General features: G+C 73.8%; 12 protein-coding genes and 1 pseudogene. 7 read left to right on the top strand and 6 right to left on the bottom strand.

What is annotated here, in order from left to right; genetic code table 11:
• A partial coding sequence (locus tag BG452_RS18400) for a PucR family transcriptional regulator (RefSeq protein WP_188305413.1) occupies positions 1–432 on the top strand: 432 nt, incomplete at its 5' end.
• A 51-nt stretch (positions 433–483) separates the two neighbouring features.
• Here BG452_RS18400 and BG452_RS18405 read toward each other — a convergent pair.
• Positions 484–849 (bottom strand): peptidoglycan-binding domain-containing protein, encoded by a 366-nt coding sequence (locus tag BG452_RS18405; protein ID WP_188305414.1) that lies wholly within the window; start codon positions 847–849, stop codon positions 484–486.
• A gap of 135 nt (positions 850–984) precedes the next feature.
• Complete coding sequence (locus tag BG452_RS18410) at positions 985–1740, bottom strand: acyltransferase (protein ID WP_188305415.1); 756 nt, start codon at positions 1738–1740, stop codon at positions 985–987.
• Between the two features lie 247 nt (positions 1741–1987).
• Between BG452_RS18410 and BG452_RS18415 the strand changes: the two genes are divergently transcribed.
• On the top strand, positions 1988–2806 hold the full coding sequence (locus BG452_RS18415; RefSeq protein WP_188305416.1) for a maleylpyruvate isomerase family mycothiol-dependent enzyme: 819 nt from the start codon (positions 1988–1990) through the stop codon (positions 2804–2806).
• A 67-nt stretch (positions 2807–2873) separates the two neighbouring features.
• Here BG452_RS18415 and BG452_RS18420 read toward each other — a convergent pair whose 3' ends face one another.
• Positions 2874–3647, bottom strand: coding sequence for an enoyl-CoA hydratase family protein (locus BG452_RS18420; protein ID WP_188305417.1), 774 nt, complete (start codon positions 3645–3647; stop codon positions 2874–2876).
• Between the two features lie 225 nt (positions 3648–3872).
• On the opposite strand from BG452_RS18420, the gene BG452_RS18425 reads away from it, so the two are divergent.
• Positions 3873–4274 (top strand): hypothetical protein, encoded by a 402-nt coding sequence (locus BG452_RS18425; protein ID WP_188305418.1) that lies wholly within the window; start codon positions 3873–3875, stop codon positions 4272–4274.
• Positions 4271–4675 carry a RidA family protein gene (locus BG452_RS18430; protein WP_188305419.1) on the top strand — a complete coding sequence of 135 codons (405 nt, stop codon included), beginning with the start codon at positions 4271–4273 and terminating at the stop codon, positions 4673–4675. The genes BG452_RS18425 and BG452_RS18430 overlap by 4 nt, the downstream gene beginning before the upstream one ends.
• A 53-nt stretch (positions 4676–4728) precedes the next feature.
• Here the strand turns inward: BG452_RS18430 and BG452_RS18435 are convergent, their stop codons facing one another.
• On the bottom strand, positions 4729–6174 hold the full coding sequence (locus BG452_RS18435; protein WP_188305420.1) for an MFS transporter: 1446 nt from the start codon (positions 6172–6174) through the stop codon (positions 4729–4731).
• Between the two features lie 98 nt (positions 6175–6272).
• Between BG452_RS18435 and BG452_RS18440 the strand changes: the two genes are divergently transcribed.
• Together BG452_RS18440 and BG452_RS18445 are read left to right on the top strand one after the other, a co-directional pair.
• Positions 6273–7256 carry an ArsR/SmtB family transcription factor gene (locus BG452_RS18440; protein WP_317621113.1) on the top strand — a complete coding sequence of 328 codons (984 nt, stop codon included), beginning with the start codon at positions 6273–6275 and terminating at the stop codon, positions 7254–7256.
• 269 nt (positions 7257–7525) lie between these two features.
• Entirely contained in the window at positions 7526–9829 is a 2304-nt protein-coding gene (locus tag BG452_RS18445; RefSeq protein ID WP_188305421.1) for a glycosyl hydrolase family 18 protein, read from the top strand.
• A gap of 228 nt (positions 9830–10057) precedes the next feature.
• On the opposite strand, the gene BG452_RS18450 is transcribed toward BG452_RS18445, so the two are convergent.
• On the bottom strand, positions 10058–11299 hold the full coding sequence (locus BG452_RS18450) for a geranylgeranyl reductase family protein (protein WP_188305422.1): 1242 nt from the start codon (positions 11297–11299) through the stop codon (positions 10058–10060).
• 167 nt (positions 11300–11466) lie between these two features.
• On the opposite strand from BG452_RS18450, the gene BG452_RS18455 reads away from it, so the two are divergent.
• Complete coding sequence (locus BG452_RS18455; RefSeq protein ID WP_188305423.1) at positions 11467–12831, top strand: dipeptidase; 1365 nt, start codon at positions 11467–11469, stop codon at positions 12829–12831.
• Here the strand turns inward: BG452_RS18455 and BG452_RS18460 are convergent.
• Positions 12807–13035 (bottom strand): annotated as a pseudogene (locus BG452_RS18460) (DUF4184 domain-containing protein); the annotation flags it as partial. The gene BG452_RS18455 and the pseudogene BG452_RS18460 overlap by 25 nt on opposite strands.

Below are 13035 nucleotides of genomic sequence, written 5' to 3' on the forward strand. Positions count from 1 at the left end.
GTGCCGGTGCTGGCCGGGGCAGCCGTCGCGGTGCCCGCCGAGGTGCCCGGCGCCGCCGCCCTCGCGTACGAAGTCCTGCACGTGGCACGGGCATTCGGCCGCCCGCCGGGGCTGCACCGACTGGACGACGTCCTGCTGGAGTACCAGCTGACCCGGCCCAGCCAGGCCCGCTCCCGGCTCGCCGCCCTGCTCGAACCGCTCACCGACGGCGGGGAGTTGCTCACCACCCTGCGCACCCACCTGGCCGGCGGCCTCAACCGCCGCCACACCGCGAGCGCCCTGCACCTGCACCCGAACACCGTCGACTACCGGCTGCGCCGGATCGCCGTTCTCACCGGCCTGGACCCGGCCCGCCCCGCCGACGTCCTGCGGATCACCGCCGCGATCGCCGCCCGGACGGCCGAACAGTCGACCCCGGCACACCAGTTGTGAAACGCCGGTACCCGCGCCGACCGCGGCGCGGGTACCGGAGACAGCCCGGAATCAGCAGTTGATCGAGCCGTGGGTGACCACCCACCCGTCCAGCTTGGCCCAGGTCTGCGGGCCGACGACGCCGTCCTGCTGGAGGCCGGTGCACCGCTGGAACTTCCAGACGGCCGAGTCGGTCGCCGGGCCCCAGTACCCGTCCGTGTCCAGCCGCGCACTCGCGTTCGGGGAGTACGTGATGTGGTTGAGCTCGCACTGCAGCTGCTTCACCGCGTCCCCGCTGGAGTTGTAGCCGAGCGTGGGCTCGGAGCTCGTGTAACCGCAGTACTGCGAGGCCTGCGCCGAGGCGGCGGGTGCGGTCGCGAGCCCGGCCGCGAGCATGATTCCGGCGGTGACGAGCCCGCCGACGAGACGGTTGCGCATGTGGAGAGTCCCCCGTTCGATGGATCGTCCGAAGTCATGACGCGCTTCGAACAAACGGCACGCTAGCGGACGGATCGTCAGGAAACGGGAGGGATCAGCTAAAGAATCGACAAAACGACCGGGACGAGGCGGTCCTCAGTCCCGCTCCCCGGGCAACCGCAGGTCCCACCCCACCAGGGCGCGCAGCTGCTCCGCCGTCACCCCGTCCGGCACCGGCCGGGGCGGTTCGTGGCGCAGCGGCGGCTGCCAGCCCTCCTCCTCGCTCCAGCGGCGGACCACCTTGGCCGGGGCTCCGGCGACCACGCTGTGGTCGGGCACCTCGCCGCGCACCACCGCGCCCGCCGCGACCACCACGTTGCGGCCGAGACGTGCCCCCGGCATGATCACCGCGCCGGTGCCGATCCAGCTGCCCGCGCCGATCTCCACCGGCTCGTTGCGCGGCCACTGCTTGCCGATCGGCAGTTCGGTGTCCCGGTACTCGTGTGCCTGGTCGCTGACGTACACGCCGGGGCCGGTCCACACGTCGTCGCCGATGACGATCGACTGGTGGCCGACGATGTGGCTGTCCCGGCCGATCACGCAGCCGCCGCCGATCCGCACGATCGGCTCCGGCCCGAGGTCGAGCCCGGGGAGGAAGCCCGCACTGATGGTGACCCGTTCGCCGATGATCGAGAACGGCCCGACGGTGATCCACCGTTCGTTGAACACCGCCCCGAGCGGAAAGGCCAGGGTCGTCCCGTCACCCAGCTCGCCGAACCGGTACGGGCCCGGGCTCTGGTTGGTGACCGCGCCGGTCCGCTGCACCCAGCGCCAGCCCCGGTGGACGAGGCGCCCGGCGGCCCGGCGGCCACCGGCCCGGACGGTGGAGAGGAGGGATCGGGTTATCGGCATGCGCTCACGTTACCGGCCCGTAGCGTCCGCCCGTCCGGCGGGAGGCCGACATCACACCGGGGCCCACCTGCCCCGTCCGCCCCAGCTCAGCGACCCCCGTCCACCGCGACGCACCGTCCCGTCCGGCCCGGTTCACCGACCCGTCCGCCCCGACTCGCCGGCGCTCGCGGCGCCGCCTCCGCACCCGTCCGCACGGCCGTCCGAAAGCCGCCATCAGTGTCGGACCCCGGTGAAAGACTCCCGTCCCATGGAGATCTCCGAGCACATCGAGGCACTGCGCCACGAGGGCGCCCTGCTGGCCGACGCCGCCGCCCGCACCGACCTCACCGCCCCCGTCCCCACCTGCCCGGACTGGCGGCTGGGCGACCTGGTGCGACACATCGGCCACGTCCACCGCTGGGCCGCCGCCCACCCGGCGCAGGGCCTGCGAGCGCCCCTGGACGAGCCGGGCCGGCAGGCCGTCCTCGGCCCGGCCCCCTCGGACGCCGTGCTGCTCGACTGGTACCGCGAGGGCCACGCCGCCCTGCTGACCGTGCTCTCCGAGGCCCCTGCCGACCTCGAGTGCTGGACCTTCCTGCCCGCGCCCAGCCCGCTGGCCTTCTGGGCCCGGCGCCAGGCGCACGAGACCGCCGTCCACCGCTTCGACGCCGACGCGGCGGCCGGCTCGCCGGGCCCGGCCGTGGACCCGGCGCTCGCGCTGGACGGCATCGACGAGCTGCTGCGCGGCTTCATGCGCTGCGGCCGGGCGAATGTGCACAGCGACAGCCCGCGCACCGTCCGGATCCGGGCGAGCGACGGCCCGGGTTCCTGGCACCTGACGCTCTCCCGCGAGCCGCTCGCCGTCACCACGGAGGAGCACCCCGAATCCGCCGACCTGACCGTCACCGGCCCGGCCCGCGAGCTCTACCTGCTGCTCTGGAACCGGCTGACGGTCGAACAGGCCGAGCAGTCAGCACAGTCCGGGCAGGTCGGGCAGGCCGGGCAGTCAGCACAGACCGGCCAGGTCGAACTCAGTGGCGACCGGAGCCTGCTCGACCTCTGGCGGGACAACGCCGCGATCCGCTGACCCCGGCCCGCCCGCCGCCGCCCGGCCTGCCCTCCGGCACGGCCCGACCGACCGACCGCGGGCCGGCTCAGCGCACCCAGGCGGCGGGCCGCTTCTCCAGGAACGCCCGCATCCCCTCCTGCGCCTCCGCCGACCCGAACAGCCGCGCCGACAGCTGCACCAGCTCGTCCGCGTCCCGCTGGAAGGACCGCACGACCTCGGCGTTGGCCAGTCGCTTCGACTCGGCCAGCCCCTGCGGCGAGCCCTGGCGCAGCGCGTCCAGCAGGCCCTTCAGCACCACTCCGGTGGACTCGGTGGACTCGGCCGCCTGGGTGATCAGGCCGATCCGGGCGGCCTCGGCGGCGTCGAAGACCTCACCGGTGAGGTAATAGCGGGAGGCGGCGCGCGGCTCCAGCTTGGGGCGCAGCGGCAGCGAGATGACGGCGGGCGCGAGGCCGAGGCGGACCTCGGTGAAGGCGAAGGTCGCGGCCGGTCCGGCGACGGCGAGGTCCGCCGCGCCGATCAGGCCGAGGCCGCCGGCCCGGGCGTGCCCGTCGACCACGGCGATCACCGGCTTGGTGCAGTCCACGATCGCCTTCTGCAGCTCGACCAGGCCGCGCGGGCCCACCGTCGGGTCCGCGCCGGTCGCCTCGGAGAGGTCCGCGCCCGCGCAGAACACCTTGCCGGTGTGGGTGAGCACCACCGCGCGGACGTCCCGGTTCGCCGCGGCCACCGCCAGTCCGGCGTGCAGCTCGGACATCAGGCGGGAGGAGAGCGCGTTGCGGTTGTGCGGCGAGTCGAGGGTGAGCGTGGTGACGGCGTCGGCGGTGCTGACGCGGACGAGGGGCTCGGCGCTGGTCATCGGCGTGGGCCTGCCTTCCGGCTGAGGGTGGGTCGGACAGCGGGCGCGGCCCGGGGTGTTCGGACCGCGAGCGCGGCCCGGGGGTGGCCGGACGGCGCCCGGACGACTCTGGCACGCCCACCCGCCCCTCGGCCAGAGCCAACCGCCGCCCAGCGGACCGGAGCGTCCGGTGGCCGGACCGAAAACCGCTGGTGACGGCCGCCGCGCTCCCGGCAGCATGGCGCCATGACAACCGACTCCCCGGTCCTGCTGCTCGCCCCGAGGATCAACGACACCGGCCTCCGGCTGCGCACCGCCGCCGGTCTGCGCGGCCTGCGGGCGGTCACCGCCGCCTCCTGGCAGGCGCCGCGCGAACTGCTCGGCGCGCCGGTGCACGTGTACGGCGGGCCGCTGTTCGGCGACGCGGTCGGCCGGGAGCTGGGCCTGGCCCTGCTGGAGCCGGCCGAGGACTGGCTGGCCCGGCTGCCGCTCGCGCTGACCGGCCGACGGGTGTCCGCGACCACGCTGGCCGAGGCCCGTACGCTGCCCGGCCCGGCCTTCGTGAAGCCGCCGGCCTCCGGGGCCCGCTCCGACCGGCGCCCTCGCTTGCGGCACCGACAGCGGATGGCGCACGATCATGCGCCATGACCACCACGCACCTCACCCACATCGCCGAGCCGCCCGGAGTCGCCCCCGGGACGGGCTACACCCACGTCGTGACCGGCAGCGGCCGACTGGTCCAGGTCTCCGGGCAGGTCGCCTTCGACGAGCACCGGAACCTGGTCGGCGAGGGCGACCCGAAGGCCCAGGCCCGTCAGGTCTTCGAGAACCTGCGCCGCTGCCTGGCCGCCGCCGGGGCCGACTTCTCCGACGTCGTCAAGTTCACCTTCTTCATGACGGACATCGCCCACCTCGCGGCGATCCGTGAGGCCCGCGACGAGTACCTGGCCGGCCTGCCGCTCCCGGCGGCCTCCGCGATGCAGGTCGCGGCGCTGTTCCGGCCGGACGTGCTGATCGAGATCGAGGCGATGGCGATCGTCCGCGAGTAGCGCTCCCCTCACGCCCGCCGGCTCACCGCGTCCCGCCGCCCGGGACCAGGCCCTCACGCCGCCCGGACCAGCGCGTCCCGCCGCCCGGCCCACCGGACGGCGGGGCCCATCGCCAGGCCCGCCGCCGCCAGCACCGCGCCCAGGACGGCCCACCCGACCAGCCCGTAGCCGATCACCGCCGTGCTGACCACCGCCGGGCCGGCCATCATCGCGGCCGCCGAGCCCGCGTTGAACACCCCCTGGTAGGCGCCGTGGTCGCGCTCGCCCGCGAGGTCGTAGCTCAGCGCCCAGGCGCCCGCCTGGCCCATCACCTCGGCGAGCGACTGCAGTGCGATTGCGGCGAGCGCGACGACGGCGGCGAGGATCCCGGGCAGCCCGTGAGCGAGGGCGATGACCAGGCAGGACGCGGCCAGCACCAGCCCGGCGCGCCGGAAGGCCCGGGCGGCGGCCGACCGTTCCCCGGTGCCCCGGGTGGCCCGCACCTGCAGGGTGATCACCATCAGGGTATTGACGATCAGGGTGCCGGCGACGGTGATCCGCGGCGCGTCGGTCTGCTGGACGATCCACAGCGGGACGCCCACCTCCAGGACGGCGAACTGCAGTCCGAGGACGGAACACAGCGCGGTGACGGCCAGGAACGGGCCGTCACGCAGCGCCGGATTGCGCCGCCGGCCCTGCTTGGCGCCCTCGTCGCTGCCCTTGCCGCTGGCGCGCTCGTCCTTGGCGCCCTCGTCGCTGCCCTTGCCGCCGGCGCCCTCGTCCTTGCCGCCCGTGCCGCCCTCGTCGCCGGCGCCCGAGGGATTCGCCGTCCCGGGCCGGGCCGAGGTCGCGGCCGGTCCCGTCCCCAGCACGGCGGGCAGCCGGTACATCAGCAGCGCGACGGCCACATAGGAGACGGAGTCGGCCAGGATCGCCGTCAGGTAGACCGGCCGGGTGTCGAGCTGGAGCGCGATCGCGCCGAAGCCCGTCCCCACGCAGATGCCGATGTTGGTCACCACCCGCAGGTAGGCCCGCCCGGCCACCCGGCGGTCGGCGGGCAGCACCTCGGCGTAGAGCGCGTTCCGTACGGCGGCCGAGCCCCGGTCGACGGCGGAGACGGCGCAGGCCAGCGCGACGAAGGCCGGGTAGCTGTGCACCAGCGCGTACCCGGCGGTGCCCACGGCCTCCACCGAGACCAGCAGCACCAGGACCGGCCGGGCACCCCAGCGGTCGGCGGCCCGGCCGGCCGGCACGCTGGCGACGACCCCGCACAGCCCGGCGGCGGTCATCCCGAACCCCAGCTGGGCCGCGCTCAGGCCGAGCACCCGGGTGAAGAAGAGCACCGCGACGGACAGCGAGAGACCGTTGCCCACCGTGTTGACCAGGGTGATCCCGGCCAGCCGGCGGACCGTCGGGTCAGGGTGCAGCCGACGCTGGAGGGCCTCGGGCAGACGACCGGACCGGCCGGGCGCGGACATGGCGGAGGAGGGTGCGGAAGGCTCCGCCGGTGTGGTGGTCATGGCGTCGATTCCACCGCCGAACGGGCCGGGCCGGATACTCCTTTAGGCTCTGGCTAAAACCTCGCAGCAGGAACCGGACAGCCGGCGGGAGAACGCCCGTGCACCGCTTCACACTTCGCCTGGCCGACCTCGCCACCACCTGGTTCGCCTACTCCCCGATCCACGAAGCCGTGCTCAGCCTGCGGATGTGGAGCCACCCCGGCCACTACCGGCTGCAGAGCCGGGCCTTCGAGCAGCTCAGGCCCTCGTTCGAGCGGCTGGACTCCCGGCTGCTGCTCTCACTGGTCGCCCAGAACCGCTGGGTGCCGGACTTCCTGACGCCCCGGCCGTCCTCCCCCGCCCCCGAGTTCCGCACCGAGCTCGCCACCGTCCGCTCGCTGCCGCCCGAGCTGCTGCGCACCGAACTGGAGCAGACCTTCCTCCCGCACGGGCAGCCGCTGCCCGCCCTGCTCGAAGCCGAACTGGCAGACCCGGAACAGCTGTTGACCAGGATCTGCGACTCGCTGACCGAGTACTGGGAGGCATGCCTCGCACCCACCTGGTGGCCGCAGGCCCGCGCGGCGCTGGAGGCCGATCTGGTGTACCGGGCCCGGGTGCTCGCCCAGTACGGCGCGGCGGCGCTGTTCACCGACCTCGACCACCGGCTGAACTGGACGGACGGCGTGCTGTCGATCAACCGGCACTGGACGGACGGAGACGTGGAGACCGCCGTGGACGGGCGCGGGCTGGTCCTCTGCCCGACCTTCTTCGTCCGGGGCGCGATCACCACGATCGACAACACCCGTGCCCCGCAAATCAGTTACCCGGCACGCGGGCAGGCCGGCCTGGCCGGCGGGGGCTCACCGGTGCCGCCGCGCGCCCTGGAGGCACTGGTCGGCGCGCCGAAGGCCCGGCTGCTCGCACTGCTCGCCGAGCCGGCCTCCACCACCGACCTCGCCTACCGCCTCGGCGTCACCCCGGGCGCGGTCAGCCAGCACCTGTCCGTCCTGGCGGCCACCGGCCTGGTCACCCGGGCCCGGCACGGCCGCTCGGTGCTGTACCGGCGCAGCGTGCTCGGGGACGAGCTGACGGGCGGCAGGTGACAGATGACGAAGGACAGCTGACAGATGACAGAGTTCAGCGAACAGATTTCATCAGCTGTCCGTTGAAATCCGTCCGCACCCACCGACTCCCCACCGACTCCCCGCCAACTCCTCCCCCAACTCGCCAGTGGTACAGACCTGTTGACGCATTGGTCCAGTCCTCCTACAGTGCCCATGCCCCGCTTCCCCACGGCGCGGGCACCGATCGCCCACGGATCACCCCCGGTTCTACGTCACCCTGTCCAACCCCCACAGCCACAGGGAGAACCATGTCCGCTCGATCCCGGGCGGGACGCCCGCGCGTGCGCAGCAGACTGCTGGCACTGCTATCCGTCCTGCTCCTCCCCCTCGCCGCACTGACCGCGCTCGCCGCCCCCGCGAGCGCCGCCGGCAAGCTCACCGCCACCTTCACCACCGCCGACAACGGCTCCTGGTGGCAGGGCACGTACATCGTCCACAACGACAACGCGACCGCCGTCACCGGCTGGACCCTGGACTTCGACCTCCCGGCCGGCGTCACCATGGGCAGCAGCAACAACGGCACCGCGACCGTCAACGGCCGGCACGTCACCGCCACCGCCGCCTACTACAACGCGACCGTCAACGCCCACAGCACCACCGAGCCGTACAGCTTCTGGTTCGTCGGCACCGGCCCGGTCTCCACCCCGCTCAACTGCCGCATCAACGGCGACAAGTGCGACGGCACCCCCGACGTCCCGCCGTCCGCGCCGGGCACCCCCACCGTCACCGGGTCGACGGCGCACACCCTCGCCCTGAGCTGGCCGGCCGCCACCGGCGGGGACTTCCCGGTCGCCTCCTACGACGTGCTGAGCGGCAGCACCGTGCTCGCCTCCAGCCCCACCGCCAACGTCCTGGTCACCGGGCTCACCCCGGCCACCTCGTACACCCTGACCGTCCGGGCCAAGGACAGTCGCGGCAACCTCGGCCCGCTCAGCGCGCCCGTCACCGCCGCCACCTTCGACCCCTCCACCGACACCATCCCGCCCACCGCACCAACCAACCTCCGTGCCACGGCGGTCGGTTCCTCGGACGTGACGCTCGCCTGGGGCGCCGCCACCGACAACGTCCGGGTCGCCGCGTACGACGTCTACCAGGGCGCCAGCCTGGTGACGACGGTCGGCGGCGGCACCCTGACGGCGGCCGTCGGCAGTCTCTCGCCGTCCACCGCCTACACCTTCACGGTGAAGGCCCGCGACCCCGCCGACAACGCCTCGCCCGCCTCCGCCCCGCTCAACGTGACCACCGCGGACATCGTCGGCGCCGGGAAGTACGCCCGGGTCGGCTACTTCGTCCAGTGGGGCATCTACGGCCGCCAGTACTTCGTCAAGAACCTCGACACCTCGGGCAGCGCCGCCAAGCTCGACATCATCAACTACGCGTTCGAGAACATCGATCCGGTCAACCTGACCTGCCTCGCGGGCGTCACCAAGGGCACCAGCGGCAACCCGGAGGACCCGGACCAGGGCACCGGCGCCGGTGACGCCGACGCCGACTACGCCCGCCCGATGAGCGCCGACCAGTCGGTGGACGGCGTGGCCGACGACGGCTGGGGCAAACTCCGGGGCAACTTCAACCAGTTGAAGAAGCTCAAGGCCAAGTACCCGAACCTGAAGGTGGTCGTCTCGCTCGGCGGCTGGACGTACTCCAAGTACTTCTCCGACGTCGCCGCCACCGACGCCTCCCGGCAGAAGTTCGTCAAGTCCTGCGTGGACACCTGGATCAAGGGCAACCTGCCGGCCTACAACGGCGCCGGCGGGGACGGCACGGCGGCCGGGATCTTCGACGGCATCGACCTCGACTGGGAGTGGCCCGGCTCCGGCGACGGCCACCCGGGCAACCACTGGAGCACCGACGACAAGGCCAACCTGACCCTGCTGGCGGCCGAATTCCGCAAGCAGCTCGACGCGTCGGGCGGCCCGCACAAGCTGCTCACCGCCTTCACCCCGGCCGATCCGGCGAAGGTCGCGGCCGGCTGGGACCTCAGCAAGGTCTTCAACTCGCTCGACATCGCCAACGTCCAGGGTTACGACTTCCACGGCTCGGGCAGCGACAACTCCTGGGAGCCCAACCGCACCGGCCAGGCGTCCAACCTCTACCCGGACCCGAACGACCCGTACACCTTCCACTTCAGCGTGGACACGGCCGTCCAGACCTACCTCGGCGCCGGGGTCAACCCGCGCAAGCTGACCATCGGCTTCCCGTTCTACGGGCGCGGCTGGCAGGGCGTGGCCGACGGCGGCGCCAACGGCGCCTGGCAGTCCGCGAACGGCGCGGCACCGGGCCAGTTCGCCGAGGAGGCCGGCACCCGCGGCTACCACGACCTCATCACCGGCGTGCCCGGCCTCACCGTCTACCACGACCCCAAGTCCGTTGCCACGTACGGCTACACGGGCGCCAACGGCCAGTGGTGGACCTTCGACGACGCCTGGTCGATCGCCCAGAAGACGGCCTATCTCAAGTCGAAGAACCTGCTCGGCGGGATGATCTGGGAGATGTCCGGCGACACCCCGTCCGGCGCCCTCATGACGGCCGTCGACACCGGGCTCAGGTAGCCCGGTCCAAACCCGCACCGAACCCACGCCCATACCCGAACCCACGCCCATACCCGCACCCGCGCCCGCACCCGCACCCGCACCCGCACCCGCACCCGCCCCGGATCCCCACCAGGCCCGGATCCCCACCGGGCCGCATCCCCACCGGCCCCGACCGCGGACAGGGCCGGCGCCCCTCCCGAACCGGAGGAGCGCCGGCCCGTCCCGCCGCACGCCGGCCCGGCTCCGCTACCGCGAGGCCTTCGCGATCAGCTTGCGCGCCGCCGCGTTCTGCCGCAGCAGCTGGGCGAAGGTGGTGTGCCCCTGGGTGGTCCGGGCGAAGGCCCGCCACGCCGCCGGCACCGAGGTGACCGCCGCGTGGAACAGGTACGGCCGCCGCTCGAAGGCGCCGAGCAGCTGCTTGCCCGCGCGCATCTCCACGCCCAGCCCGGCCTTGATCGCGAACGCGTAGTTCAGCGCCTCACGCCGCACCGACACCGCGTCGCCCGCCTCCGCGACCCGCACCGCCCACTCGCCGGCCAGCCGGCCCGAGCGCAGCGCGTACGAGATGCCCTCGCGGGTCCACGGCTCCAGCAGCCCGGCCGCGTCCCCGGCGACCAGCACCCGGCCGCGGGCGAGCGGCGAGTCCTCGGCCCGGCAGCGGGTCAGGTGCCCGGACTCGACCCGCGGGGTGAAGCCGGACAGGCCCAACCGCCGGATGTAGTCGGCGAGGTACTGCTTGGTCCGCTCGCCGTCGCCGCGCGCCGAGATGACGCCCACGGTCAGGCTGCTGGTCTCGGTCTTCGGGAACACCCAGCCGTAACTGCCGGGCAGCGGGCCCCAGTCGAGGTGGATCCGGCCCGACCAGTCGGCGGCGACCTGCGGCGGCACCGGGATCTCCGCCTCCAGGCCGAGGTCGATCTGGTCGAAGGTGACGCCCACGTGCCGGGCGATCCGGCTGGCGCTGCCGTCCGCGCCGACCACCGCGCGGGCCTCGAAGGTGCGCCCGTCGGCGGCCGTCACGACGGCCGTCCGGTGCTCGCCGCCGCGCTGCTCGACCCCGGTGACGGCCACTCCGGTGACCAGCACCGCCCCGGCCTGCTTGGCCGACTGGACCAGGCGCAGGTCGAACTCGTCCCGGTTGACCAGCCCGAACAGCATCCGCTTGGACCGGCGGGTCCGGGTGTACCGGCCGTCGTAGGCGAAGGTCACGGCGGACACCCGGTCCTGCAGCGGCAGTTCGAAGTCCGGCGGAAGACTGTCCCGGGAGGGGCCGATGATGCCGCCGCCGCAGGTCTTGTAGCGGGGGTGCTCGGCCTTGTCGAGCAGCAGCACCCGGCGGCCCTGCGCGGCGGCGGTGTACGCGGCCGAGGCCCCGGCCGGTCCGGCGCCGACCACCACGACGTCCCAGACGCCGTCGGGCGGCTGCGGCGCCTCGTCGAGCGGGCTGTTGAGCGGGCTACGGGAATCAGGGCTTCCGGAGTCAGTCACGTCGAGTAATCCTATGCGTCCGGCCACCGCCCCGGGCGTCACACCACTCGCCGGCCCGGATACTCCCAGGAAGCTCCCGAACGGCTCCGCCTATGATCGGCGGTACCCCTACCGACCGCCTCCGCCCGCACCAACCCCCCGGGCGGACCGTCCCCACCGGAGCCCCGATGTCACAGCCCCTGGCCGACGCCGTCCGGTCCCTGATGGACCGTGCCCGCACCGACCTTGCCGAGCTGGTCGCCTTCCCGTCGGTCGCCGACCCGCGCCAGTTCCCGGTCGAGGAGTGCCAGAAGGCCGCGCAGTGGGTCGCCGAGGCGTTCGCCGCCGAGGGCCTGACCGGCATCCGGCTGCTGGACACCCCGGACGGCACCCAGTCCGTCTACGGCGAACTGCCCGGCCCGGAAGGCGCACCGACCGTCCTGCTCTACTCCCACTACGACGTCCAGCCCCCGCTGGACGAGGACGCCTGGCACAGCCCGGCCTTCGAGCTGACCGAGCGTGACGGCCGCTGGTACGGCCGCGGCGCCGCCGACTGCAAGGGCAACATCCTGATGCACCTGACCGCCCTGCGGGCGTTGCGCCAGGTGTACGGGGACGGCTACCCGGTCGGCCTGAAGATCATCGTGGAGGGCTCGGAGGAGCAGGGCACCGGCGGCCTGGAGCGCTACGCCGAGGCCCACCCCGAGCTGCTCGCCGCCGACGCCATCGTGATCGGCGACACCGGCAACTTCGCCCCCGGCCTGCCCACCGTGACGGCCTCGCTGCGCGGCATGACGGTGGTCGAGGCGTCGATCACGACGCTGGCCGGCAACCTGCACTCCGGTGCCTTCGGCGGCGCCGCCCCGGACGCGCTGCAGTCGCTGGTCAAGGTGCTCGCCTCGCTGCACGACGACAAGGGCGACGTCGCGATCGCCGGGCTGGCCTCCGACCAGACCTGGGAGGGCGTGCAGTACCCGGAGGAGCAGTTCCGCGCCGACGCCAAGGTGCTCGACGGCATCGCCCTGACCGGCACCGGCACCGTCGCCGACCGCCTCTGGGCCCGCCCGGCCGTCACCGTCCTGGGCATCGACGCCCCGCCGCTGATCGGCGCCACCTCCTCCGTCCAGGCCGCCGCCAAGGCGCTGATCAGCCTGCGCGTCCCGCCGGGCATGAGCTCGGACGCCGCCCAGGACGCCCTGGTCGCCCACCTGGAGGCGCAGGTCCCGCTCGGCGCCCACCTGACGGTCCAGCGCCAGGGCAACGGCTCGCCGTTCCGCGCCGACACCGACGGCCCGGCCTACGAGGCGATGGGCGAGGCGATGGCCGAGGCCTTCGGCACCCCGATGGTCGCGGCCGGCGAGGGCGGTTCGATCCCGCTCTGCAACACCCTGCGCTCGCTCTACCCGCAGGCCGAGATCGTGCTGATCGGCGTCGAGGAGCCGACCACCCAGATCCACGCCGTCAACGAGAGCGTCGACCCGCAGGAGCTGGAGAAGATGGCCCTCACCGAGGCGCTGTTCCTCCGCCGTTACGCCGAACTGCGCACCGCCTGACGGGAGTTCGGACTGGCCCCGGGCCGCCCGCCACGCCACCGGCGGGCGGCCGCGACCACCGCCGCATAGCCGACCGCACCCACCGCGAGCCCGGCCCCGGCACCGAAGCACACCTCCGGGACGAGGTTGCGCCGCAGCGGGCTCAGCCGGTGCAGCACCCCGGCCGCGGTCGCCGCGCCCAGCGCCGCGACGGCCACCCGCCGG

The organism is Streptomyces sp. CBMA123 (genome assembly GCF_014596465.1).
Taxonomy (GTDB): Bacteria; Actinomycetota; Actinomycetes; order Streptomycetales; family Streptomycetaceae; genus Kitasatospora.

Coding starts and splice junctions, on each gene's coding strand:
- BG452_RS18410 (WP_188305415.1), bottom strand. CDS start 1,740: ATGCCGATAACCCGATCCCTCCTCTCCACCGTCCGGGCCGGTGGCCGC.
- BG452_RS18445 (WP_188305421.1), top strand. CDS start 7,526: ATGTCCGCTCGATCCCGGGCGGGACGCCCGCGCGTGCGCAGCAGACTG.
- BG452_RS18455 (WP_188305423.1), top strand. CDS start 11,467: ATGTCACAGCCCCTGGCCGACGCCGTCCGGTCCCTGATGGACCGTGCC.
- BG452_RS18435 (WP_188305420.1), bottom strand. CDS start 6,174: ATGACCACCACACCGGCGGAGCCTTCCGCACCCTCCTCCGCCATGTCC.
- BG452_RS18405 (WP_188305414.1), bottom strand. CDS start 849: ATGCGCAACCGTCTCGTCGGCGGGCTCGTCACCGCCGGAATCATGCTC.
- BG452_RS18425 (WP_188305418.1), top strand. CDS start 3,873: ATGACAACCGACTCCCCGGTCCTGCTGCTCGCCCCGAGGATCAACGAC.
- BG452_RS18415 (WP_188305416.1), top strand. CDS start 1,988: ATGGAGATCTCCGAGCACATCGAGGCACTGCGCCACGAGGGCGCCCTG.
- BG452_RS18420 (WP_188305417.1), bottom strand. CDS start 3,647: ATGACCAGCGCCGAGCCCCTCGTCCGCGTCAGCACCGCCGACGCCGTC.
- BG452_RS18430 (WP_188305419.1), top strand. CDS start 4,271: ATGACCACCACGCACCTCACCCACATCGCCGAGCCGCCCGGAGTCGCC.